Annotated in this window: 22 protein-coding genes and 1 riboswitch; of the genes, 3 read left to right on the top strand and 19 right to left on the bottom strand. The window is 28.2% G+C overall.

All coding sequences use genetic code 11. The annotated features are described in order from the left end of the window. Positions 1-10: 10 nt before the first annotated feature. From Q3223_RS13660 to Q3223_RS13620, 9 genes are all read right to left on the bottom strand, one after another. Positions 11-1,048, bottom strand: a complete 1,038-nt coding sequence (locus Q3223_RS13660) for a YecA family protein (RefSeq protein WP_176702495.1) — start codon at positions 1,046-1,048, stop codon at positions 11-13. 252 nt (positions 1,049-1,300) lie between these two features. Next, positions 1,301-1,885 (bottom strand): hypothetical protein, encoded by a 585-nt coding sequence (locus Q3223_RS13655; protein ID WP_054277653.1) that lies wholly within the window; start codon positions 1,883-1,885, stop codon positions 1,301-1,303. A gap of 14 nt (positions 1,886-1,899) precedes the next feature. Next, on the bottom strand, positions 1,900-2,343 hold the full coding sequence (locus Q3223_RS13650; RefSeq protein ID WP_054277654.1) for a hypothetical protein: 444 nt from the start codon (positions 2,341-2,343) through the stop codon (positions 1,900-1,902). Then, positions 2,344-3,216, bottom strand: coding sequence for a pilus assembly protein PilM (locus Q3223_RS13645; RefSeq protein ID WP_074179282.1), 873 nt, complete (start codon positions 3,214-3,216; stop codon positions 2,344-2,346). 39 nt (positions 3,217-3,255) lie between these two features. After that, positions 3,256-3,606, bottom strand: a complete 351-nt coding sequence (locus Q3223_RS13640; protein ID WP_054271734.1) for a type II secretion system protein — start codon at positions 3,604-3,606, stop codon at positions 3,256-3,258. Between the two features lie 51 nt (positions 3,607-3,657). Further along, positions 3,658-4,743, bottom strand: coding sequence for a type II secretion system F family protein (locus Q3223_RS13635; protein ID WP_074179281.1), 1,086 nt, complete (start codon positions 4,741-4,743; stop codon positions 3,658-3,660). Positions 4,744-4,894: 151 nt separating this feature from the next. Continuing rightward, on the bottom strand, positions 4,895-6,238 hold the full coding sequence (locus Q3223_RS13630; protein WP_222153447.1) for a GspE/PulE family protein: 1,344 nt from the start codon (positions 6,236-6,238) through the stop codon (positions 4,895-4,897). A 28-nt stretch (positions 6,239-6,266) separates the two neighbouring features. Continuing rightward, complete coding sequence (locus Q3223_RS13625; protein WP_054277657.1) at positions 6,267-6,947, bottom strand: DUF881 domain-containing protein; 681 nt, start codon at positions 6,945-6,947, stop codon at positions 6,267-6,269. A gap of 218 nt (positions 6,948-7,165) precedes the next feature. After that, positions 7,166-8,245 (bottom strand): ATP-binding protein, encoded by a 1,080-nt coding sequence (locus tag Q3223_RS13620; RefSeq protein ID WP_054271738.1) that lies wholly within the window; start codon positions 8,243-8,245, stop codon positions 7,166-7,168. A gap of 286 nt (positions 8,246-8,531) precedes the next feature. Then, a riboswitch (FMN riboswitch) is annotated at positions 8,532-8,647 on the top strand. 180 nt (positions 8,648-8,827) lie between these two features. On the opposite strand from Q3223_RS13620, the gene Q3223_RS13615 reads away from it, so the two are divergent. Then, positions 8,828-10,198, top strand: a complete 1,371-nt coding sequence (locus Q3223_RS13615; RefSeq protein WP_407812097.1) for an MFS transporter — start codon at positions 8,828-8,830, stop codon at positions 10,196-10,198. Positions 10,199-10,393: 195 nt separating this feature from the next. On the opposite strand, the gene yihA is transcribed toward Q3223_RS13615, so the two are convergent. Together yihA and lon are read right to left on the bottom strand one after the other, a co-directional pair. Beyond that, the gene (gene yihA / locus Q3223_RS13610; protein WP_054271740.1) at positions 10,394-11,005 is read right to left on the bottom strand and encodes a ribosome biogenesis GTP-binding protein YihA/YsxC; all 612 of its coding nucleotides are present in this window, start codon (positions 11,003-11,005) and stop codon (positions 10,394-10,396) included. Then, positions 10,995-13,358, bottom strand: a complete 2,364-nt coding sequence (lon, locus tag Q3223_RS13605) for an endopeptidase La (RefSeq protein ID WP_054277659.1) — start codon at positions 13,356-13,358, stop codon at positions 10,995-10,997. The genes yihA and lon overlap by 11 nt, the downstream gene beginning before the upstream one ends. 171 nt (positions 13,359-13,529) lie before the next feature. On the opposite strand from lon, the gene Q3223_RS13600 reads away from it, so the two are divergent. Both Q3223_RS13600 and Q3223_RS13595 read left to right on the top strand, forming a co-directional pair. Further along, entirely contained in the window at positions 13,530-14,042 is a 513-nt protein-coding gene (locus Q3223_RS13600; protein WP_021386213.1) for a chromate transporter, read from the top strand. Next, a complete protein-coding gene (locus Q3223_RS13595) occupies positions 14,030-14,557 on the top strand; it encodes a chromate transporter (RefSeq protein WP_054271742.1) in 528 nt (175 codons plus the stop codon). Before Q3223_RS13600 ends, Q3223_RS13595 begins: the two co-directional genes overlap by 13 nt. A gap of 70 nt (positions 14,558-14,627) precedes the next feature. Here Q3223_RS13595 and clpX read toward each other — a convergent pair whose 3' ends face one another. The 8 genes from clpX to Q3223_RS13555 form a co-directional block, all read right to left on the bottom strand. After that, positions 14,628-15,878 (bottom strand): ATP-dependent Clp protease ATP-binding subunit ClpX, encoded by a 1,251-nt coding sequence (clpX, locus tag Q3223_RS13590; protein WP_054271743.1) that lies wholly within the window; start codon positions 15,876-15,878, stop codon positions 14,628-14,630. Positions 15,879-15,896: 18 nt separating this feature from the next. Next, complete coding sequence (gene clpP, locus Q3223_RS13585) at positions 15,897-16,481, bottom strand: ATP-dependent Clp endopeptidase proteolytic subunit ClpP (RefSeq protein ID WP_021386274.1); 585 nt, start codon at positions 16,479-16,481, stop codon at positions 15,897-15,899. A gap of 149 nt (positions 16,482-16,630) precedes the next feature. Next, complete coding sequence (gene tig, locus Q3223_RS13580) at positions 16,631-17,917, bottom strand: trigger factor (protein WP_054277661.1); 1,287 nt, start codon at positions 17,915-17,917, stop codon at positions 16,631-16,633. A gap of 193 nt (positions 17,918-18,110) precedes the next feature. Further along, a complete protein-coding gene (locus tag Q3223_RS13575) occupies positions 18,111-18,581 on the bottom strand; it encodes a metallophosphoesterase (RefSeq protein WP_054271745.1) in 471 nt (156 codons plus the stop codon). After that, a complete protein-coding gene (gene rph / locus Q3223_RS13570) occupies positions 18,581-19,930 on the bottom strand; it encodes a ribonuclease PH (protein WP_054271746.1) in 1,350 nt (449 codons plus the stop codon). Before rph ends, Q3223_RS13575 begins: the two co-directional genes overlap by 1 nt. Before the next feature lie 156 nt (positions 19,931-20,086). Beyond that, complete coding sequence (ligA, locus tag Q3223_RS13565) at positions 20,087-22,111, bottom strand: NAD-dependent DNA ligase LigA (RefSeq protein WP_054271747.1); 2,025 nt, start codon at positions 22,109-22,111, stop codon at positions 20,087-20,089. A 380-nt stretch (positions 22,112-22,491) separates the two neighbouring features. Beyond that, a complete protein-coding gene (locus tag Q3223_RS13560; protein WP_054271748.1) occupies positions 22,492-23,430 on the bottom strand; it encodes a phosphoglycerate dehydrogenase in 939 nt (312 codons plus the stop codon). 100 nt (positions 23,431-23,530) lie between these two features. Next, positions 23,531-23,953, bottom strand: a complete 423-nt coding sequence (locus Q3223_RS13555) for a DUF3783 domain-containing protein (RefSeq protein WP_054271749.1) — start codon at positions 23,951-23,953, stop codon at positions 23,531-23,533. Between the last annotated feature and the right edge of the window lie 89 nt (positions 23,954-24,042).

Raw genomic sequence — 24,042 nt, 5'->3', positions numbered from 1 at the left:
TTATAATTAATTAAGATATTTTTAAATCTTTGTATCTTTTTCCTAATGTACTAGAACTTATATCATATTTTTTTGATATTTGTACTTGAGTTATAGGTTGTCCTGCTTCTTTCTTAACATAATATTCAACAGCAGCTGCCCAACCATTTTCAGCTCCTTTTATATTTTCATGTTTTTTCTTATACTCATTCCAAAACTCTATACAGGCATCTATATTTTCTTCTTCTACATTTTCTTTAAGAGTATCTAAAACTTTGCACTCTATTTCAGCTAATTCATTTTCTGAATTAACTTTTGTGCCTTTCTTATCTCTTTCTCTCTTTAAGTATTCAGCTATACTTGGGTCTAAAAGCTGTTGTATATACTTGTATAGTATATGTGTATGATAAATTAAGAAAGTCTTCATATCCTTGTATAAGTCTTGATATTGATTAAATAAATTCATAACATCTTTTAATATTATGTCTTTTACTTCATTTGATATACTTATAGTTACATCTATCAGTATGTTAGTTCCTTCAATATCAACAATTCTAGCTATCATACAACTTCCGCTTTTAAAACTTCTTAGAAGTTTTACATCTTCTGTATAAAGTTCATTCCCACTTAGACAATCTTTTAAGACGATTCTTCCCACAGAAACTTCTTTTACTTCATAAATACTTACATATGATTCAAAGAGACTCTTTAATATCGATACTTCTGATTGACTTAGGTTTGCACCATTTTCTTCAAGAAAACCAACTGTCATTACCTTTTTATTTTCCATTATATGGTCTTGTATTAAATAAGTATTAAAAAATCTTTCAAATTTTTCATTTACACTATCATTTGGCATTATATAAAACATTTCTTTAGCTTTTTCACATTCGTCTTTGAATCTATCCTGTCTTGAATAATCATATAACTTTGAATATAAATCTGTATATTGTTTTTGTGAAAGTTCAGTTCTTCTGTATGCTCTTTCTGAAACAATATCTTTATTTAAACAACACTTCTTGTATTTTTTGCCACTTCCACAAGGGCATAGCTCATTTCTCCCTAACAATATGACTTCCACTCCCTTATTATTAAATTAAAGTACAATTTGTTATTATACCATTTTTTTATTAATCAATCTATAGTATAAATAAATATTCTCTTAAATTCACTTATATTTTGGTATAATATATTAACTTTAATTAGGATTTCGATAAAATCACTAACAATCCCTCTTGTAGAAATGGATTATCGTAAAACTAATTCCTCTATAAAATTTTATTAATTGATAATAGTTTTTTACTTTGTCTATTCTTTTTTGTTATATGACTCTAATTGTCATTTTACATTCAACAATATTGTCTTTTTCTTGTTTATATTCATTAGAAATATTTTGAATATCTAAATTACTCGTTTTTAATTTGCTAATTTCTATTTTTTCAAATTTATCATTTAAATTTAAATTCTTCATTAAACCTTCTATTTTCAATACATTCTCAAGTTCACCATTAACTTTTATTTCTAAATTAACTTGTTTTTTATTATTATTATCTAAACTATTTTCTTGGTTAATATATTCTATATTCACTACATCTTTCAATTTATTTTCTACTAATAACACCATATCTTTATTTGTTTTTTTATCTAAAAATGAATTATTAAAATTACTTTTCAATTCTTCATTTCCATTTAATTCAACATTTTCTATATATTTATCATCTTTATAACTATTATCCTTTATTTGATAATTATCTTGCTTATTTATTTTATTTATTAGATTTTGTTTTTCTTTCTTCAAACTAGTTAAGTTTTGTTCTAATGGACTTAATATTATATTAGTAGCTAATACAATAATTAATATTAACAATATTTTAAGTAAATTTTTTTCTCTATTATTTAACCTCAAAAATAATCACCCATCTAACTTTTTATTCTAAACTTATAGTTATCTCCATCTCTTACAATACTGTCTATATAATAACCTTTTATGTACTTTATTTTTCTTAGATTATTTAAAACATCTAAATCATTACATACACCTTCCATTTCTAGCTTATTTTTATCTATTGATATTTTAGTAATATTATTTATTCCTACAGTTTCATATATTTTTTTTATTTCATTAAATCTTATTTTAGAAAATTTCTCTCTAGTCTTTTCAGCAACTGGTATAGTCTGTTTTGGCTCATTTATTAAATTATTTTTACTTATATAACTTTTAAGTTCGTTTATAGATTTCACATATATAAACGATTTAAATAAAACACATGTTAAAATTAAGACTATTACTGCTTTATATACCTTATTATAAGGTTTAATTTCTTTTAATCCATTGAGAAAGTTTATAGTTTTACAAGATTTCATTTAAACAATCATTCCTATATTACTTATATAATTTATACTACTATTTTCTAAATTTCTATCAAAATTATTTTCTATCTTTACTTTATCTTTTAATTTCAATGGACTTATTTCTATATACCTGTCTTTATCTTCAAAGTATTCTTCAATAAAATTATTTTCTATTCCATAGTAATAAACACACTTAAAACTACTTAATAGCTTCTTTACTGATTCATAGGATTTTATTTCTTTTGATAGTAAATAAGTCTCTTCTATCTTTTTACCTCTTGTTATATTTATAATGAACTGATTTTTTTTACACTCTATAAAAACTCCTTCTTCTAAAAAATTCTCTATCAAGTCTAGGTTTATGAGTTTTTGTAATATATCAAAATTTATATTTATAGCTTTTGGGTTCAAGTTTAGATTTGTTGAAATGCTCTTAATTAATTGAATAATAATCTTTGGAAAAAGAATTACTTGTATATTTAATTTATCATGACTAGAATTTATAACTTTATATTTTATTGAATAGTCGTTTATATTTATTGGAATGTATTGTGTTATTTCAAATTCAATCATATTTAATATATCTCTTTTTTTCTTAGTATCTAGAATTTCAATATTTCTAATTACTATATCTTGAGTTTGAATATTAAAGTATAAATTTTTATATGATATTTTTAATTTACCTATCTCCTCTTTTACAAATCTAACTACATCTTCTATATATCTAACCTTAATAACATCTTTGCTATCGTTTTTTATATTAAAATTTATTTCTTTTGTAATTGATTTATCTATAAAAATTTTTTTGTGATTTTTTCTTAAAAATACAATCCTTATATAATCATCATTTATCTCTAAATTTAAAATTTTTTTAATTATAACCATCTCCTTTAATTAAGCTATAAAAATGCATATATAAAAATACTACTTAGGATAAAATTGTTTAGAGTTTACATTTACACTTATATCTGCACCACTATCACTTATAACAAGTTCAAATTTGCCAGATGTACTTTGAGGAACTGGAACAGTATTCAAATACCCTTTTTCCTTTAGAGATTCTACGCTTAAAGATTGTGTTATGTTTTCATCATCATTAATAGCCATGCTCGCTGCTGTTACTATGTTGGCAGCATTTGTATAATCTGCATTTAGTTTTGCACTCTCTTGAACCTTACTGTACTTAACTAATGCTATACTAGATATAACACCTAAAATTGTTACTACTACAATCATTTCAACAAGTGTAAATCCCTTTCGTTTTTTATTTATCAATTAAATATTCTCTCCTTTTAAAAATTTTATTAGATAAAATTTATTTTTTTCTTAAAAACTAGTAACTGCATCGAACATGGGAATAACCATAGATAAAATAAAAATTCCGATAATTAATCCCATAAATATAATTAAAATAGGTTCTATAAATTTCATTATTTGCTCTATTTTATTATTTAATTCACTTTCATAGAATTTATTTATTACATCTAAGCTTTTATCTAGTTTTCCACTTTCTTCTCCTGTATTTGTCATTGAAATAAATAATTTAGGAAAGATATTTGCTAAATTCAAAGACTTACCTATACTATTTCCCTTTTTTATATAGTTATTGGAAATATTTAATCTTTCACAAATAAATTCATTATCTACAACACTTGCTGACATTTCTATAGCTTCCACTATTTGTATTCCACTACTAATTAAAATAGATAAAGCTCTAGAAAATCTGGTTGTAACTACTAACTGATTAATTTTTCTTACAAAAGGCATTTTAAATTTCAGAGAATTAATCAATTTTTTTACATTATCATTTGTTCTAAAAAAATAAACAGTTGCTATTAAAAATAATAAAAAACTAAGCATAAGATAACCTATGTTATTTGTAACTATTGTGGATATTCCTATTAAAACTCTTGTTATCAAAGGTGGTTCAATTCCATTACTTGCAAAAACCACCTGAAAATTAGGTATTACAAATATGAATATAAATATCATTGACATGATAGATAATGCTATGAGTATTATTGGATAGATTGAAATATTTATTATTTTCATTTTTAATTTGTATTCTTTATCATAATAATTAGATAAATCATTCATTATTATATCTAGGCTTCCACTAGTTTCCCCTGCTCTTATCATGCTTATAAAGAATTTAGAAAATGTACCTGTTACCTGAAATGAATCTGCTATTGAGTTACCTTTTTGGATGTGATTTGATACTATATTAAGCAAATTTCTTACTTTTTTACTAGACTGACCCTCAATGACTTCAAATATCTTTGTAATTTCACATCCAGATTCTAATAATATACCTATCTCTTTGCAAATTACTCTAACTTCTTTATCACTAATTCTATTTAATATTAAATAAAATTTCTCTAAATTATAAAATATACTTTTAGACAATCTCATGTACTATAATTCCTTCCAAATTATATTAGTTGCAATTAAATAAACACAATATTTTTTAATTTAATACATTTAATTTTGTCTAACTTAAATATAAGTTATGTTCAAACATTTTAATTAAAGTAAATTAAATGAAGTTAACTATATAATTCAATTAAATCATTTCATTTACTACTAAACATTCTTCTAATGTTGTTATTTTTTCATTTATTAGTCTTTTACAACTATCTTCAAATGTTATCATTCCATTTTTTTGTGCCACTTCTTTAATACTACTAGAATCATCTATATTTCTTATACATGTTTTTATGTCATCATTTACTTCTAGTATTTCATAAATTGCTGTTCTTCCAAAATACCCTTTGTCATTACATCTTTCACAACCTACAGCTACTTTAGTATTTACATCTCCACTAAAATTGTCTTTTATCATAATCTCATGACTACAATGATTACAAACTTTTCTAACCAATTTTTGAGAGATAACACCTATAAGAGACGCATTTAAAAGATATGGTGGTATTTGCATTTCTAATAATCTAGCTATAGAAGACACTGCATCATTAGTGTGCAAAGTACTTATAACTAAATGACCTGTTATAGCTGCTCTTACTGCTATTTTAGCTGTTTCTGCATCTCTTATTTCTCCGACCATTATTATATCTGGGTCTTGTCTTAATATTGCTCTAAGACCCACCTCAAAACTTAATCCTATTTTTGAATTTACTTGTATCTGACTTATTCCATCCATCTTATACTCTACTGGATTTTCTATAGTCATTATATTTTTATTTATACCTTTTAAATCATTTAATAAGGAATATACTGTTGTAGTCTTTCCGCTGCCTGTAGGGCCTGTCACTAGTAATATTCCTGCTCTTTTACTTATTATATTACTTATAGACTTTATTGCTTCTTTTGAAAAGCCCAGTTCTAGCTTATCTTTTAAGAAAGTATCTCTATTAAGTATTCTTAAAACAATTTTTTCACCATATACAGTTGGTATTGATGAAACTCTAATATCAATTAGGTCACCTCCCAACTTTATATCTACTCTACCATCTTGTGGAAGTCTTTTTTCCGTTATATCCATTGAGGCCTTTAATTTCACTACAGTAGATAATGATGGATATATATCGATTAAAAACTTTGATACTTCTTTTAATTCTCCATCTACCCTCATTCTCACTATTAAATGCTTTTCAAATGGCTCTATATGTATATCACTTGCATTTTCTTTTATAGCTTTTTCTAAAAGATTTTCAAATAATTTTTTTGCATAATCTTCATCAAGTTCAAAGTTATTGTAATATTTATCAATCTTCTCACTTATAAGTTCTTTTTTCTCTTTTTTCAATATAATTTCTTTACCTGTAGCCAATCTCAAATCCTGTATGGCATATATATCTTCATCTTCTATTTCTACTACTAAATTATCATCTTGAAATTCTACTGGAAATACATTATATTTTTTTGCAAGCTTTTCTGGTATTAACATTGGTAAACTGCTTTCCTCTAATATAATCTTAATCACCCTTTATATACTTTAATTTATTAGGTATATTCATTTTTTTCATAGAGATATTTTCTTCAGTTTTTATACTTACTTTCATTGGATAAGTCGTTTGTATACTGTCTAAATATTCACTGCCTTTATCCACATAATCAGAGAGTTTATCCTTATCCCCAATGCATTTTATTTCATAAGGTTGTGCTACAGGAACTCCATTTATATTTATATGGCTTCCTGCAAGTACAACTTCTGAATACTGATTGATTCTTTGGCCATTTATTTCTATGTATTTTGCTCCATTTACTTTTAGTTCATTTACAACTTTTACAAGTATTTTATTATAGTCTATACTATTTGCTATATTCCCTGTTTTTTCATCTATAGCATCTATACTTACTATTATTCCACTGCCCTTTACATCTGAATATGATAGATTTTCTCTAAGAGCTTCTATTTCTGAGATTTCTTTAGAATTTTTTTGATTACTTTTCATTGAATCAATTTCTTTATCTAATTTATCCTTTTCCTTTTTTAATTCCTTTATAGACTTTCCTGTCAATTTTATTTCTTTTCTTATTGACTTATCTTTACTTGTATAAACTGTTTCTTCATTACTATAATCTCTAAATATGGTTCCAACAAGTATACCTAAAATAGTACTCGCTAGTATTATAAACACATATGGTTTTTTCATACTGTATTGCTCCTTACAAATTTATTTTTATATGATAATTTTCTTTAATTAAACCTTGAGCCTTTATATATATTTATTATATCAAACTTATATATTAAAATTCATCTTTAGTATATAATATCATACATCAAAAAAAGCAAAATGGCATAGCTTCACAGCTACACCAATTTACTAAAAGTTATATTTTATAATTATCATCTGATTTAAGATATATATTCTTATACATTTTTCTCATATTTTGAAATTCTATTAACTAGTTTATCTCTTAATTTTCCAACTTCATCAAATCTCATATTAGGGATATAGTAACTTTCTATAATATCATGTTTAGACTTCGCTCTCTTAAGATTTAATACAGCCCAACAAATTAAATCATCCAAAACTTTCTCATCAAATTTAATATCTTCTTCATATTTAAGTAATTTTTCTCTATTTAAAAATTGATTTAAATTAATGGTTTCCTCTTCTTTAAAAGTTGCGCTTGTAGTTATACCAATATCTAAGTCAGTCAATAGTACAGTCTCAACTTTTTCTGGTATAAGTGGATAATGATAAACTTCTACATTTAAACCTTTTTCAATAGCTTTCTTATACACTTTGTTTAATAATGTAGTTTTTCCAGTGCCTATTTCACCATCTAAATAATAAACCTTATTTACATCTTTTAATATGTTTTCTGTATAATCTAAACATCCTACAGGAGTTATAGCTGAACCAAATAAATGCTTCTCTCTTTTCAAATTTCCTGTGCTTTCAACTCCATCAAACAATTTTTTAATAAATTCTTCTGTAACTAGATTCACTTTACCATAATCCATACAATCAGAATATTTTTCCTCTATATCTCTAAAGATTGGTTCTGACGCTTTTAAAAATTTAAACGCCCTTTTAAATGCATTACTAATATCCTTATCATATCCCGATATTTCTTGTCTATTTTTTTCTAACTCTTCTGTGTTCCAGTAATCGCCTAAATTAATTATCTCGTCCAAAGCTCCTGGTAACTTTGGGTCCATAGTGTGTGGAGCAGTTGCATCCATAAGTACCACGCCTAATTCCTTTATAACTACACCGTCCAATGAACTTGGGTCAGAAGGACAGTTATATAATTCAATATCATATCCTCTACTTAAAAATTCTTTATAAATTTTTTTCATAAGTGAGGATTTTCCTACTCCAGGACCACCTTTTAAACAAAAAACTCTTTTTACATTTTCAGGAATTATATATTCAAAAAAAGAATATGAGCCTTGTGATGTGTTTCCACCTGGAAATGCCTTCTTTACCTTTCCTTCCATATTAGCGCCTCCTCATAATTTACAATATCTCTTAATTAAGATATTAATATTATACGAGTTTTGTTACAACTTTATGCTTTTGATAAATCTAAAACTTATCATTTAATACCAATAAAAAATTAATTTTATCTAATTATAGTAGATTCTATACTATGTGATTTAACTTTTATATGCTTTTATCTGGAAGTCTAATTTAACTCTTTATACAGTAATATAGTTGTATCTTATTCAAATCCAATTGTTTCCATTATGATTTTATGTTAAAATAATATTACAAAATACATCTGTTTTTCTTCAGAAACGGGTGAAATTCCCTATCGGCGGTAAAAGCCCGCGAGCCTTATGGCATAATTTGGTCAGATTCCAAAGCCGACAGTAAAATCTGGATGGTAGAAGAAAATAGTATATGAGTACCTTTATGTAATTTTACATGAGTAATCTATACAACTCCTTCAACTACCGTATTTATTCATGAAATTAAACACATTCGAGGTACCTAAGATGTAGGTGCTTTTTTTGTTGTTTATTTTATAACTATTCTGTACTTATAAAATCTATTATATAAAAGATTGGAGTGTTATCATGAAACAAAAATGGATAGTATTAATTATAATCTGTATTGGTGTATTTATGTCTACTCTTGATGGAAGTATACTAAATATTGCAAATCCTACAATTGCTACTGACTTTAAAATTAACATGTCACAGATTCAGTGGGTTGTAACAGCTTATATGCTTGTCGTTACAGCAACTATGTTATTTTTTGGAAAGCTCGGTGATAAGGTAGGTTCAAATCGTCTATACACATTAGGATTTTTTGTATTCACAATAGGTTCTTTTCTGTGTAGTGTATCACACAACTTATCTACATTAATTTCTTCAAGAATATTTCAAGCAGTTGGGGCAAGTATTTTAATGGCAACTGGACTTGGTATAGTTTCTAATGCATTTCCAGCAAATGAAAAAGGAAAGGCTATAGGAATCACTGGCGCTGTAGTTGGTATAGGAAATATGAGTGGTCCTGTAATTGGAGGGATACTTTTAGAACATTTTGGATGGCCTTCTATTTTTATTATCAATATACCTATTGGTATCATAGCAGTTTTTCTTGGAATTAAATTTCTTCCTAGACCTGCTTTAGATGAACAAAACAAGAGCTTTGATATTCCAGGTCTTCTGCTATTTGCAACTTGTACTACACTTATATTACTTGCGATGAATGGAAAAGGAAACACAAGATTGTATCTAGGTATAGCATCACTTATCATCTTCTTATTATTAGCATTAAGAGAAGTAAAATTTGAACAGAGCTTTATTGATTTACCTTTATTTAAAAATAGAAATTTCACTGTAGGCAATATTATTGGAATCGCTTGTTACTTCCCTCAAATGGCAGTATCTTTCCTACTTCCATTTTATTTAGAACAATTAAAAAATCTATCTCCTATGATGGCTGGTTCTGTAATGACTGTCCATCCACTTATTATGGTACTTATAGCACCTATTGCAGGTTCTCTTTCTGATAAACATGGTGCAAAGAATATTCTAACAACATCTTTTTCATTTATGACTATTTCACTCGTTGGAATGGCACTTTTAAAAGCAGATTCACCATTATATCTTTTAATTGTATGTTTAGTTATTTTCGGACTCGGACTAGGTGCTTTTAGTTCACCAAACAATAGTAGCATTCTTGCAGATGTTCCTCCTCAGAAACAAGGATATGGAGGCAGCTTTCTTGCAACGGTTCGTAATTTATCATTTGCTCTTGGAACAGCATTTTTTAGTAGCTTCTTTGCACAAAGCCTTACATATAATCAAAATTTCAAAAGCCATACAGCAGCCTATGTTATAGCTAGTAATCAATCTTATTGGATTGCTGCAACAGTATGCTTTATAGGACTTATACTAACTATTTTCTTTATGAGAAAAACAGAGAAATCTATTTCTTAGATAAAATTTATTTCTGATTTCATCAGTGACTAAGTTTTTAAATATACCAATTTATATCAAACCTTGCAGTTTTTTTAATTTATAACAATAAATTGCTAATATCTATTGTTTATAAACAACAAGGATGCCAAAAAATATCCATTAGGACTATTTTGAGGCATCCTATATTTTATTTTGATATTAATATAGTTATAACTAATCTACCGTTATCTCATATCCATGTTGATTATATTGATTTACAATTTCTTCCCATAATTCTTCAACACCAGTCTTTTTTAATGAGGAAACAGGGATTACTTTTTCGCTACTTTCCATTTGTAATTTTTTTCTTATTATGCTTATATGTTTTTGATATTGTCCTCTAGATATTTTATCTGCCTTAGTTGCAATAATCACGCAGTTATATCCGAAGTGTTTTATCCATTCATACATAAGCTTATCATCTGCTGTAGGCTCATGTCTAATATCTACAAGTAGAAATATAGAACATAATTCTTGTCTACTTTCTAGATATCTTTCCATTATGCCTCCCCATTTTTCTTTTTCAGACTTAGCTATCTTTGCATATCCATAACCTGGAAGGTCCACAAAATAAAATTCATTATTTATTAGATAAAAGTTTATAGTTCTAGTTTTCCCTGGTGTTTGACTAGTTCTAGCAAAGTTTCTTCTATTAAGCAATGTATTTATTATTGATGATTTCCCAACATTTGACCTACCAGCTAATGCTATCTCTGGAATACCTTCTGCTGGATACTGTGATTTATTCACAGCACTCATAGTTATCTCTGAACTTCTAATTTTCATTCTTCTCACCACTCTTTAACAAAGCTTGTTCTAATACTTCATCCATATGTTCTACAAGTACAAACTCCATTTTTTCTTTTACATTTTCTGGTATCTCATCTAAATCAGCTTCACATTCTTTAGGAATTAATACTTTTGTTATACCAGCTCTATGAGCTGCTAATAATTTTTCTTTAACTCCTCCTACAGCTAATACTCTACCTCTTAAAGTTATCTCTCCTGTCATAGCTATATTGCCTGGGACAGGTCTTTTAGTAAGTGCTGAAATTACTGCAAGAGCCATAGTTATACCAGCTGATGGTCCATCTTTTGGAACAGCACCTTCTGGAATGTGTATATGAATATCATTTGTCTTATAAAAATCTGGGTCTATATCAAACTTGTCCACTATTGATCTTATATAAGATATACCTGTCTTAGCAGATTCCTTCATAACATCTCCTAGCTTCCCAGTCAATACAATTTCGCCTTTACCTTTAAGTACATTTACTTCTACTTCAAGTGTAACTCCACCAACTGCTGTCCATGCAAGACCATTTACTAATCCTATTTGAGGATTAACTTCTGCAAGTTGATACTTAAACATGTCTTTTCCAAGATATGTCTCTAAGTCAGACTTATTTACAATAACTTCTTCAAGAGTTGGGTCTTCAACATATTTTTTTGCAACTTTTCTACAAATTTTACCAATAGTTCTTTCTAGTGTTCTTACACCTGCTTCTCTTGTATAATGATTTATTATACTTCTTAAAGTCTCATCATCCATTTTTATGAAGTTTTCTTTTAAAGCATGCTCTTTAATTTGTTTTGGAAGTAAATATTTTTTTGCTATATTTAATTTTTCCTCTTCTATATATCCAGATACTTCTATTATTTCCATTCTATCTAATAATGGTCTTGGTATATTACCTAGACTGTTTGCTGTTGTAACAAATAGTATTTTTGATAAATCAAAAGGTATTTCTAAGTAGTGGTCTACAAAATCCTTATTTTGCTCTGGGTCTAATACTTCTAGCATTGCTGAAGCTGGGTCACCTTTATAATCTGCTGCCATTTTATCTATCTCATCAAATAAAAATACAGGATTTTTTGTTTGTGCTTCTTTTACTCCATTGATTATTCTTCCTGGAATTGAACCTACATAAGTTCTTCTATGACCTCTTATTTCTGCTTCATCTCTAACTCCACCTAAAGATATTCTTACAAACTTTCTATTCAACGCTCTAGCTATTGATTTTACTATAGATGTCTTTCCTGTTCCTGGAGGACCAACTAGACATATTATAGGACCTTTAAGTGATTTAGCAAGTGTTCTTATAGCTAAGTATTCTAGTATTCTTTCTTTTACTTTCTCTAATCCATAATGGTCTTCATCTAGTATAGCATTTGCCTTATTTATATCCAGCTTATCTTTTGTTTCCTTATTCCATGGCAATGAAAATATAGTATCCAAGTAGTTTCTACTTACAGATACATCTGGAGACATTGAAGATATCTTTGAAAATTTATCTATTTCTTTTTCTATTTTTTCCTTAGTTGTCTTAGGTGCTTTTATTTTTTTAAGCTTTTCTCTGTATTCATCAGCTTCAGAATTTATATCTTCTTCTTCACCTAATTCTTTTTGTATTGCTTTTAATTGTTCTCTAAGGTAATATTCTTTTTGAACTTTATTCATCTGTTTTTTAACTCTTAAAGTTATCTTCTTCTCTATTTTTAGTATATCTATCTCCTCTAATAATATAGAATAAATAAGCTCAAGTCTTTTCTTAATATCAAATTCTTCTAATATTTCTTGTTTTTGGCTTGACTTTAGATATATATTGGCAGCTATTGTATCTATAAATCTATCAACATCTTCTATATCAGCCAAAGATATTAATATTTCTGGTGATACTCTGTTTCCGATATTTATATATTCTTCAAAGGCATCAAATACATTTCTTACAAATGCTTCAATTTCAACTTCTGTCTCACTATCTAAATTGTCACTATCAAAGACTATTTCTTCTATTACTGCTTTGAAATACCCTTCTTCTTGTTCTATTTGTTTTACCCTACCTCTTGATACACCTTCAACCAAAACACGAACTGTATCTCCTGGTAATTTTATCATTTGTTTAACTTTACAAATTGTCCCTACATGATAAAAATCGTCTTCTCCTGGCTCATCAACTTCAGCTTCTTTTTGAGATGTTAAAAATATAAGTTCTTCCTCCATCATAGCTTGGTCTAAAGCTTTAAGAGATATCTCTCTTCCTATATCAAAATTTAATATCATATATGGAAATATTGCTAATCCTCTTAGAGGAATTAGCGGTAATTCATGATCTATTTTAGTATAATTTTGTTCCATCAACATTACTCCTTTTCTAGTCTAATTATTTTGATTTTAATATTATGTATTCGAACAAGTTAATTTTCAACATTAATGATAAATTCTTAGCATATTATATTACTATTTTATTATGATATAATATTAATGTTAGTATACTTAGATGTTATTTATCTTTTGGAGGTTTCTATTATGTTGAAATTGTTTTTAACTTTTTTAAAAATCGGTGCGTTTACGTTTGGTGGTGGATACGCTATGGTTCCTCTTATACAAGATGAACTTGTAAACAAACAAAAGCTTTTAGAGCAGGAAGAATTTATTGATTTTCTATCCATAGCTCAAAGTTACCCTGGAGTACTGGCAGTTAATATATCTGTATTATTAGGATATAAACTTTATGGTATACCAGGAGTTCTTATATGTACCTTAGGCTCTGCTTTACCATCATTTTGTATAGTATTAGTCTTATCATATCTATATTTTAAAAATTCATCATCTAAAATTTTAGATGGATTTTTTAAAGGAGTTGCCCCTGTCGTAATAGCTCTTATATTGTATTCTTTTACGAGCATGTTTAAGAAACTGCCAAAGTCTAGAACTAACATACTACTATTAATTATAGCAGTTTTATCTGTTGGTGTATTCAATATAAGCCCTATTTATTTAATAATTGGAGGAGGTGTATATAGTCTATGTCAGAAATAACACTACTCTTTTTAATATTCCTTAAAATAGGAGCCTTTAGTTTTGGCGGTGGATATGCCATGCTGCCATTTATTCAACAAGAATTTATATCTAAATACCACCTAATAACTAATCAAGAATTCTTGGATTTACTTGCTATATCACAATCTACACCAGGCCCTGTAGCAATAAATAGTGCTACATTTGTAGGGTTTAAGACTGCAGGTTTTTTTGGTTCTCTGTCTGCAACTATTGGTGTAACGATTTTTGCATTAGTAGGTCTAACTATTATATCAAAGTTATTTTCTAAGTTCAAAAATAATAAAAAAGTAGAAAACTTATTGATGGTTCTTAGACCAATTACTTTAGGATTCATATTATCGGCAGCTTTTTCATCTGCCAAAGAAGTTAATTGGGACTTATATGGAATAATTGCATTTATAGTATCCTTTTACCTTTTATATAAAGGAAAAATTGGTTCTATTGCAATTGTATTCGTCTTTGGTGTTCTAGGTATATTACTCTCATTTTTATAATGTAATATCTAGTTTTATATTAAGCATATTAACATAAAAAAAGGAGCCTTTAAAGCTCCTTTTCATCATCTTATGCACTTTCCTCTTGATCCTTAAGTACTATGATAGGATTTACTGAGTCTTCGTTCACAGATTTCTCTGTTACTATAACCTTCTTTATATTATCTCTAGATGGTACCTCAAACATAGTCTCCATCATTACGCTTTCAACTATACTTCTAAGCCCTCTAGCTCCTGTATTTCTTTCTATAGCTTTTTTAGCTATTGCACGAAGAGCACCTTCTTCAAATTCTAGTTCAACATCATCCAACTCCAATAGTTTTTTATACTGTTTTACTAGAGCATTTTTAGGTTCCTGTAATATCTGCATCAATGCATCTTCATCCAGTAATTCTAAAGTAGCTAAAACTGGTATTCTTCCTATAAATTCAGGTATTATACCATATTTTAATAAATCCTCTGGAAGTACTTTTTCATATAGCTTTCCTAAATCTAATTCTTTCTTACTTTCTATCTTAGCTCCAAAACCTAGTGTTTTATCTCCACCACGTTTTTGGATTATTTTTTCTAATCCATCAAAAGCTCCACCTAGTATAAACAATACATTAGTAGTATCTATCTTTAGGAATTCTTGATGAGGATGTTTTCTTCCTCCTTGTGGTGGAACATTTGCAACAGTACCCTCTAATATTTTTAGAAGGGCTTGTTGAACACCTTCACCACTTACATCTCTAGTTATAGATGGATTTTCAGATTTTCTTGCAATTTTGTCTATCTCATCTATATATATTATACCTCTTTCAGCTTTTTCTATATCAAAATCAGCAGCTTGAATAAGTTTTAGAAGTATGTTTTCAACGTCTTCTCCAACATATCCAGCTTCAGTTAATGATGTAGCATCAGCCATTGCAAAAGGTACATTAAGAGTTCTTGCTAGAGTTTGAGCAAGTAATGTCTTTCCAGAACCAGTAGGTCCTAGTAAAAGTATATTACTCTTTTGAATTTCTATATCCTTGTTACTAGATTTTTTACTGTATATTCTCTTGTAATGATTATAAACTGCAACTGATAAAGCTTTTTTAGCTTTTTCTTGGCCTATTACATAATCATTTAGAATCTCCATCATTTCCTTTGGCTTTGGTAATGATGTAGTATCTTCATCTATAGTATCTTCTATTTCTTCTTGAATAATTTCGTCACAAAGTTCAACACACTCGTCACAAATATATACATTTGGACCTGCAATTAATCTTCTTACTTGATCTTGATTTTTACCGCAGAATGAACACTTTAATTGTCGTTTTTCTTCATATTTAGACATATTAACACCTCTCTCTATCTACGGTCTCTTTGTAAATACTTCATCTATTAAACCATATTCTTTGGCTTCTATTGCACTCATGAAGTTATCACGTTCAGTATCCATTTTTATTTTCTCTAATGGCTGACCAGTTCTTTCAGATAATATCTCATTTAGAGTTTCTTTTATTTTTAAAATTCTTTTTGCATGAATTTCTATATCTGTCGCTTGACCTTGAGCTCCACCTAATGGTTGATGTATCATTATTTCACTATTTGGTAGTGCTAGTCTTTTTCCTTTTGCTCCTGCTGCCAACAAGAATGCTCCCATAGAAGCAGCCATACCTATACATATAGTGCTTACATCTGGTTTGATGTATTGCATAGTATCATATATAGCCATTCCAGAAGTTATACTTCCTCCTGGAGAATTTATATATAAATGTATATCTTTGTCTGGGTCTTCAGCTTCTAAAAATAATAGCTGTGCTACTATAAGCCCTGCTGTGGCATCGTTAACTTGATCTCCTAAGAAGATTATTCTGTCTTTTAATAGTCTAGAAAAAATATCATAAGATCTTTCTCCTCTTCCTGTTTGTTCAACAACTACAGGTACTAATGCCATGGTTTCATACCCCCTTTATTCTATATAATTTACAGTAGCTTTTTTTAAGCTACTGTAAATTATTATACGCATTTAACTAAATTATATTTGCACATCATTATATACTAAACATTCTATAACGTCAACTATATTAGTTAGCGTTTATTTTATTAAGCTATTGTTGCATTCTCAACTAATAAATCTATTGTTTTTCTTATCTTTATTTGTCCTTTTATATCTTCTTTATCAGCATCTCTTAAAGAAGCTTCTATTTTGTCTATTTCCATATTGTAAGCAGAAGCCATTTTTTCTAACTCAGCTTTAAATTCTTCTTCTGTTGCTTCAATTCCTTCAGCTTTAGTTATTGCTTCTAATACTAGAGAAGATTTAACTAATTTTTTAGCATCTTCTTTTCTTTCTTCTCTTAATTCTTCCATAGTTCTACCAGTCATCTCTAATAATTGTTGTAATCCAAATCCTTGATATTGTAATTGGTAGTTAAGTTCATTTAACATATTATCTATTTGATGTTGTACCATAACTTCTGGTATTTCTATTTCTGTATTTTCAGCAACTTTTTCTACTACTGAATTTCTAGTTTCTGCATCTGCTCTATTTTTAGCTTCTTCTTCTAATTTAGCTCTTACATCTGCTTTTAATTCATCTAAAGTGTCAAATTCGCTAGTATCTTTAGCAAATTCATCATCTAATGCAGATAATTCTTTTACTTTTACATCATTTATTTTCACATTAAATACAACTGGTTTTCCAGCTAAATCTTGTGAGTGGTATTCTTCTGGGAAAGTAACATTAACTTCTACTTCTTCACCAGCTTTTTTACCTACTAATTGTTCTTCAAATCCTGGTATAAATGTGTTTGAACCTATAACTAAGTTATAATTTTCACCTTTACCACCTTCAAAAGCCACACCATTTTCAAAACCTTCAAAGTCTATTATAGCTGTGTCTCCATCTTCTAAAGCCTTATCTTCTACACTTACTAATCTAGCATTTTTTTCAACCATTTCTTGTAGTTTAGCTTCAACATTTTCGTCACTTACAGTATTCTCAACCTTAGCTATTTCTATACCCTTGTAGTTTCCTAATTCAAACTCTGGTTTAACTTCTACATTAAGAACCATAACTAATCCATTATCTTTGCTTATTTCCTCTATATCTAAATCTGGATTGTCTATTGGGTCTATATCTAATTCCTTGATAGCTTCTGGATAAACTTCTGGGAATAATATTTCTATAGCATCATTATAGAATATGCCTTTTCCGTATTGAGTCTCTATAACAATTCTTGGAGCTTTACCTTTTCTAAATCCAGGTATATTGTATTTATTTCTGCTTTTATTATAAGCCTTATTTACTGCTGCTTCAAATTTATTGTTATCTACTGTTATTTTTAAAGTAACTTTATTACCCTCTTTTTTAATTAGTTCTGCTTTCATCCTTCTAATCCTCCTAGTGATATTTATGTAATACCCGATAATGGTATCATAATTCATTCTATTTATAATTCAACCACTTAATTATATCACATAAGTTTTTTTATTTACAAGTGTTCCATTAATATCGTTGCACTTATTTGATAAAATTTAATTTTTTGAGTGTTTTTTGCCGTTTTTTTGGATAAATACACCCTTATATACGTATTTCTTCAATATTTATGTCATCATCTTCTATGACCATAATAACAAAACTTTTATACGATACTCCTCTTGGAAGTGAAGTACTTCCAGGATTTATGTAAAGCACATTATCTTTAATTTCTCTAAACGGAGTATGGGTATGACCAAATATAACTATATCAGCTTCAACTTCACTTGCCTTGTTTTCTAACATCTGTGTTCCGTATTTTACACCATACTTATCTCCATGGCATAAAAATATAGTTTTATTTGCTACTTCAAAGACAACTTCTTCCTCAACAGCATCAAAGTCACAATTACCTTTAACTGCAATGATTCCCACATTAGTCATGCTGTAAATATATCTTGAGTCTGTAAAATTGTCTCCTGCATGAATTATTAGGTCACATTCTTTCAAATATGGTATTGCTTTTTCCATATTTTTAATCATCATATGTGTGTCACTTACTATACCTATCTTCATTACTTCACTACCCTTTTTATAAACTCTTGTTTCATAAGTTTTAGTGCATTTGCTCTGTGGCTGATTGAATTTTTTATAACACTAGGTATCTCACCAAAGGTTTTATTATATCCTTTTACTATAAATAAGCTATCATATCCAAAGCCATTTTTACCCTTTTCTTCAAAACCTATTGTTCCTTCACAGATTCCTCTTACTACAAACTCTTTTCCATCTGGGAAAACTACTGCTATCGCAGAGACGAATCTTGCATTTCTTTTACTAATTGGTATATTTTGCATAGATTTTAATAGCTTTTCTCTATTTTCTTCATCTGTCGCATGTTCTCCTGCATATCTAGCTGAATAAACACCAGGTTTTTTGCCTAAAGCATCTACTTCTAAACCTGAATCGTCTGATATTGCTATAAGTTTAGTTTTTTTAGCTATTGTTCTAGCTTTTATTAATGCATTATGCTCAAATGTTTTTCCATCCTCAACTATTTCTATACCTGCTAGGTCAACATCTTTTAAGGAATACACTGTATATTCAAAGTCTTTTAAGATTTCACCTATTTCTTCTAGCTTATGAGCATTATTAGTAGCAATTACTACTTCATTACCATACTCCATACCTAATATCTCATCTGCTATTTCACCTAAAGCTTCTCTTTGAAACCTTATTAATTCTTTATTCCCTTTTTCTCCTAACTCTAACAATAAATTTAAATCTTTTCTCGAAAAAGGTTTCTCTTCTCCAGTCCCCTGTACTTCTACAAACTCACACTTATCAGTCATTATTATATTCATATCTACCTGTGCTTTAGAATCTTCTTCATAACATAAATCCAACATATGTGTTTCATTTACTATTCCAACACTGATTGCAGATACAAAATTTGTTATTGGCATTTCTTTTATTGTCTTTGCTTTATACAATTTATATATTGCTTCTGCAACTGCCACAAATGCTCCTGTTATAGACGCTGTTCTAGTTCCTCCATCAGCTTGTATAACATCGCAATCTACCCAAATAGTTCTTTCACCTAATTTATTCAAATCTACAACAGACCTTATTGCTCTTCCTATCAATCTCTGTATCTCTTGTGTTCTTCCGTCGATTTTCCCCCTAGATGCATCCCTTATCTTTCTTTGTTGTGTTGCTCTTGGCAACATAGAATATTCAGCATTTATCCATCCAGTACCACTATTTCTCAAAAAAGGAGGTACTTTCTCTTCTACTGATGCAGTACATATAACCTTTGTCTCTCCCATTTCTATAAGAACAGAGCCTTCTGCATACTTTGTATAATTTCTGCTTATCTTTACAGGTCTTATCTGGTCATTACTTCTATCATAACTTCTGGTCATTTTTAATATCCTTTCTTATATTTTTTATATTTTATAAAGTTATTTTTTATAATTTTCAATTTAATCAAATATTATATTGTTTTTTTATAATCTCATTAGCTTACTGAACTATTCTATCATTAATTATAGTAGTTTTCTAGTAAATTAAACGACTTTTTAGCCCTCTAATATAGCTTTTACTTCATCTTTCGATGATAAATTCAATAATTCTAAAAAGCTGTCTTCATCTATAACTTTAATTCCTAAATCATTTGCTTTAGTAAGTTTAGAACCAGCTTCCTCCCCTGCCAAAACAAATGTTGTCGATTTACTTACACTAGATGTAGCTTTTCCACCTCTTTTTTCTATCATATCTTTTGCATCATTTCTTTTTAATGTAGGAAGTGTACCAGTCAATACTATTTTCATTCCTTCAAATATCTTTTCTACATTTTCTCCTGTATTATTCAATGATTTTGTGTTTACTCCTACACTTTTCAACTTGTTTATAACATTTATATTTTTGTCTTCCTTAAAAAACTCGACAACGCTGTTTGCCATTATACTTCCGAATTCCTCTAATTCTTCCAGTTGCTCACTTGTTGAAGAAATTACATCATCTAAGTCCTTAAAGTTAGATGCAAGTATTTTAGCTGCTTTAACTCCTATAAATTTGATACCTAATCCATTTATAAGTCTCCATAAATCATTTTCTTTTGACTTTTCAATTGAGTTTATTAAATTATCAGCAGACTTTTCACCCATTCTCTCTAGGTCGACTACATCTTCCTTTTTTATATAGTATAAATCAGATACATCTTGGATTATTTTTTCATTTAACAATAACGTAATTATAGATTCTCCTAGACCATCTATATTCATTGCATCTCTTGATACAAAGTGTATAATTCCCCTTCTTATTTGAGCTGGACAAGACATATTTATACACTTTACAGCAGCCTCCCCTTCTAATCTTACTGTTGGTTCTGAACATACAGGGCATTTTTCTGGCATCTTAAAATCTATTTCATCTCCAGTACGTTCTTCTGTTATAACTTCTAAAACTTGAGGTATTATATCGCCTGCTTTTTGAACTAATACTGTGTCATTTATCTTTATATCTTTTTCTCTTATATAATCTTCATTATGAAGTGTAGCTCTACTTACAGTAGTACCTGCAAGTCTGACTGGTTCAAGTATTGCTGAAGGTGTTATTGTACCTGTTCTACCAACTTCTACTATTATATCTATTATTTTAGTTTTTTTCTTTTCTGCTGGAAACTTATATGCAATTGCCCATCTAGGGCTTTTTGCTGTATATCCCATTTCTTCCCTCTGTTTTATATCGTTTACTTTTATTACCATACCATCTATCTCATATTCCAAATTACCTCTATTCTCCGTCCAGTATTCAATATGTTCAATAACTTCATCGATATTTTTACAAACTTTATAACTTTGGCTTACTGAGAATCCTAATTCTTCTAAATACTCTAGGGATTCACTGTGACTTTTTAAATCATATTCTTCTATATTTTCCATATTAAATATAAATATATCTAAAGGTCTTTTGGCAGTTAATTTTGGGTCTAATTGTCTTAATGAGCCTGCTGCAAGGTTTCTTGGATTAGCAAATAACGGCTGTTCTTGTTCTTCTTGTTGTTCATTTACTTTTCTAAAATTATCTTTCGAGATATATACTTCTCCTCTAACTATTAGTTCTTTTTTGTCATTTATTTTAAGAGGTATACTTTTTACTGTCATCAAATTGTGAGAGATATCTTCTCCTACAATCCCATCTCCTCTAGTTGCACCTTTTTCGAACTCTCCATTATTATAAGTAAGACCTACAGAAAGACCATCTATTTTAAACTCAACAACATATTCAACATTGTCTCCTACATATTCTTGAACCCTCTTGTCAAAATCTTTTAAGTCCTGTTCTGAAAAAGCATTCGATAGACTTAGCATAGGAGCTTTATGGACAATTTGATTGAATTTATCTAATGGCTTACCTCCTACCCTATTTGTTGGAGAATCAATTCTCTTTAGTTCTGGATTTTCTTCTTCCAAAGAAATTAATTCTTTCATTAATTTATCATATTCATAGTCTGATATTTCTGGGCTATCCTGATTATAATACCTTTCATTATGGTAGTTTATTTTTTCTATAAGTTTATTAATCTCATCTTTAACGCTCACTTTTACACCTCTTTATATTTTTTAAATTAAATTATTTTAAGATTTCCTTATAATTGATTATTTCCTATTTATACATTTTTTAGTATATCACTTTTTTGACTTTAAATTTATTACAAAAAAGTGCTTATCCAAAAATCTACACATAATGTAGGAACTCTTCCTCAATTCTGTAGATATTGTTAGAAAGTATAATTATTGTGTCTCTTTGTTTTTCAATTACATAAGTTTCATTCTCAAAATACTAAGTATTCTATGTTGAGTTGCCATAGAACATAAAGTAGTTGTGATTTACTAAATTAAAAAAGGAGTTAGACTTAAAATTTGATTAGAAAAAATCAATTTTAAGACAACCCCTTTTATTTTCATTAAATTTTTTATGTTTAATAACCTCTTGATATATCTACAACATTATCTATAGGTTTATTCTCCATTATATAGTGTTTCAAATTATTATAAACCATATTAAAGGTTCTTTCCTTATTCTTATCAGATACCCAAGAATTATGAGGAGTTACTATGACATTTTCGCACTCCCATAACTTATTCTCTTGGCTTAAAGGTTCACTTTCAAATACATCTAATGCTACTCCTCTGAATTTTTCTACGCATTCTTCTAAATCTTTCTGATTAACTGTATTTCCTCTACCAACATTAATAAATACAGAACCCTCTTTCATAAGTTTAAACATGTCTTTGTTTACTATTCCATCTGTACTTTTTGTAGAAGGCATTGCTACTACAACTATGTCACATTCTTCAAATACAACATTCATATCATCAGTAGCAAAACATTTATCAAAGTATTTTTTACTACTTCCATCAGTATTTACTCCCCATATTTCTAAGCCAAAAGCCTTCAATCTTTTAGCTGCTTCTGATGATATAGTACCTGTTCCGAGAAATCCAACTCTTTGCCCATATAATTCTGATACAGAAAAATCCATCTTCCATTCTTTGTTTTGTTGCTGTTTAAAAAACTTTGCACTATTTTTATAGATTTCTAAAATATACATAACTATGCTTTCACCAATAGGTATACTATATCCACCTCTATTATTTGCTATTTTAATATCTCTCTTTAATACTTCTTCTTTTGGAAGTTGGTCTATACCTACACTAGTTGTCTGTATATACTTTAAATCTTTCATTTTAGAAATATCTAGTCTGCTAAATGGGTTATATGTAACTAGTACATCTGCAGTATTTACATCTTCATTATTTTCAATACTATCTTCAGAGTAGTGTATAACATCATATCCTAATTCACTTATTTTCTCGAACTTCTCTTTTCCATAATTTATTGTAAATAAAACTTTCATCTTAATCTCCTCCATCTACTCACATTAAAACTTTTATATCCTACAGTACAATATGATACTTAATGTATATTAGTTAAACTCACTAGAAGATGTCTCAAATTTATTTATGCTCAATTGTTTTTCCTAAGACCATTGCATTACGTTCTTGAACTAAATTTTCTATTAAATTATTTAATGTCCAATCAATAGATGTTTCAGTCACCATAGCTGTAAAAGGCTTATTTATCCTCACTTTTTTTAATCCTTCTAAAAATGCATTCACTTGTGTACTTGGAATGTTATTAAATATCACAGACTTACTCTTAATTCCATTTTCACATTTATTTGATGTATTTCCATCCAAAATATCTCTAATTATGTCATCCCCATTTTTATCACTTAAGATAATGTGGTCTCTTATTCCAGCAAAATTACTAACATTTTTAATTAGTGATAATTCTTTTTTATTAAAATTTACAAACAGGATACACTTTCTATTGTGTATTTTATCTAGATTATTATTATTTATTTTTTCAAATGACATTTCATCCATCCTTTCATTTATCTATCTATATATGTTAATTTACCCCATCCGTTTAAAATAATCAATTTTTAATAGATAATTTTTATATT

The organism is Clostridioides sp. GD02367 (genome assembly GCF_045900275.1).
GTDB lineage: Bacteria > Bacillota > Clostridia > Peptostreptococcales > Peptostreptococcaceae > Clostridioides > Clostridioides difficile_A.
This window is presented reverse-complemented; position numbering and strand designations above follow the sequence as displayed.

Excerpts from the sequence above, each read along its gene's own strand:
- Q3223_RS13650 (WP_054277654.1), bottom strand. The coding sequence starts at position 2,343 with ATGAAATCTTGTAAAACTATAAACTTTCTCAATGGATTAAAAGAAATT.
- Q3223_RS13645 (WP_074179282.1), bottom strand. The coding sequence starts at position 3,216 with ATGGTTATAATTAAAAAAATTTTAAATTTAGAGATAAATGATGATTAT.
- Q3223_RS13635 (WP_074179281.1), bottom strand. The coding sequence starts at position 4,743 with ATGAGATTGTCTAAAAGTATATTTTATAATTTAGAGAAATTTTATTTA.
- Q3223_RS13630 (WP_222153447.1), bottom strand. The coding sequence starts at position 6,238 with ATGTTAATACCAGAAAAGCTTGCAAAAAAATATAATGTATTTCCAGTA.
- Q3223_RS13625 (WP_054277657.1), bottom strand. The coding sequence starts at position 6,947 with ATGAAAAAACCATATGTGTTTATAATACTAGCGAGTACTATTTTAGGT.
- Q3223_RS13620 (WP_054271738.1), bottom strand. The coding sequence starts at position 8,245 with ATGGAAGGAAAGGTAAAGAAGGCATTTCCAGGTGGAAACACATCACAA.
- Q3223_RS13615 (WP_407812097.1), top strand. The coding sequence starts at position 8,828 with ATGAAACAAAAATGGATAGTATTAATTATAATCTGTATTGGTGTATTT.
- yihA (WP_054271740.1), bottom strand. The coding sequence starts at position 11,005 with ATGAAAATTAGAAGTTCAGAGATAACTATGAGTGCTGTGAATAAATCA.
- lon (WP_054277659.1), bottom strand. The coding sequence starts at position 13,358 with ATGGAACAAAATTATACTAAAATAGATCATGAATTACCGCTAATTCCT.
- Q3223_RS13600 (WP_021386213.1), top strand. The coding sequence starts at position 13,530 with ATGTTGAAATTGTTTTTAACTTTTTTAAAAATCGGTGCGTTTACGTTT.
- Q3223_RS13595 (WP_054271742.1), top strand. The coding sequence starts at position 14,030 with ATGTCAGAAATAACACTACTCTTTTTAATATTCCTTAAAATAGGAGCC.
- clpX (WP_054271743.1), bottom strand. The coding sequence starts at position 15,878 with ATGTCTAAATATGAAGAAAAACGACAATTAAAGTGTTCATTCTGCGGT.
- clpP (WP_021386274.1), bottom strand. The coding sequence starts at position 16,481 with ATGGCATTAGTACCTGTAGTTGTTGAACAAACAGGAAGAGGAGAAAGA.
- tig (WP_054277661.1), bottom strand. The coding sequence starts at position 17,917 with ATGAAAGCAGAACTAATTAAAAAAGAGGGTAATAAAGTTACTTTAAAA.
- Q3223_RS13575 (WP_054271745.1), bottom strand. The coding sequence starts at position 18,581 with ATGAAGATAGGTATAGTAAGTGACACACATATGATGATTAAAAATATG.
- rph (WP_054271746.1), bottom strand. The coding sequence starts at position 19,930 with ATGACCAGAAGTTATGATAGAAGTAATGACCAGATAAGACCTGTAAAG.
- Q3223_RS13560 (WP_054271748.1), bottom strand. The coding sequence starts at position 23,430 with ATGAAAGTTTTATTTACAATAAATTATGGAAAAGAGAAGTTCGAGAAA.
- Q3223_RS13555 (WP_054271749.1), bottom strand. The coding sequence starts at position 23,953 with ATGTCATTTGAAAAAATAAATAATAATAATCTAGATAAAATACACAAT.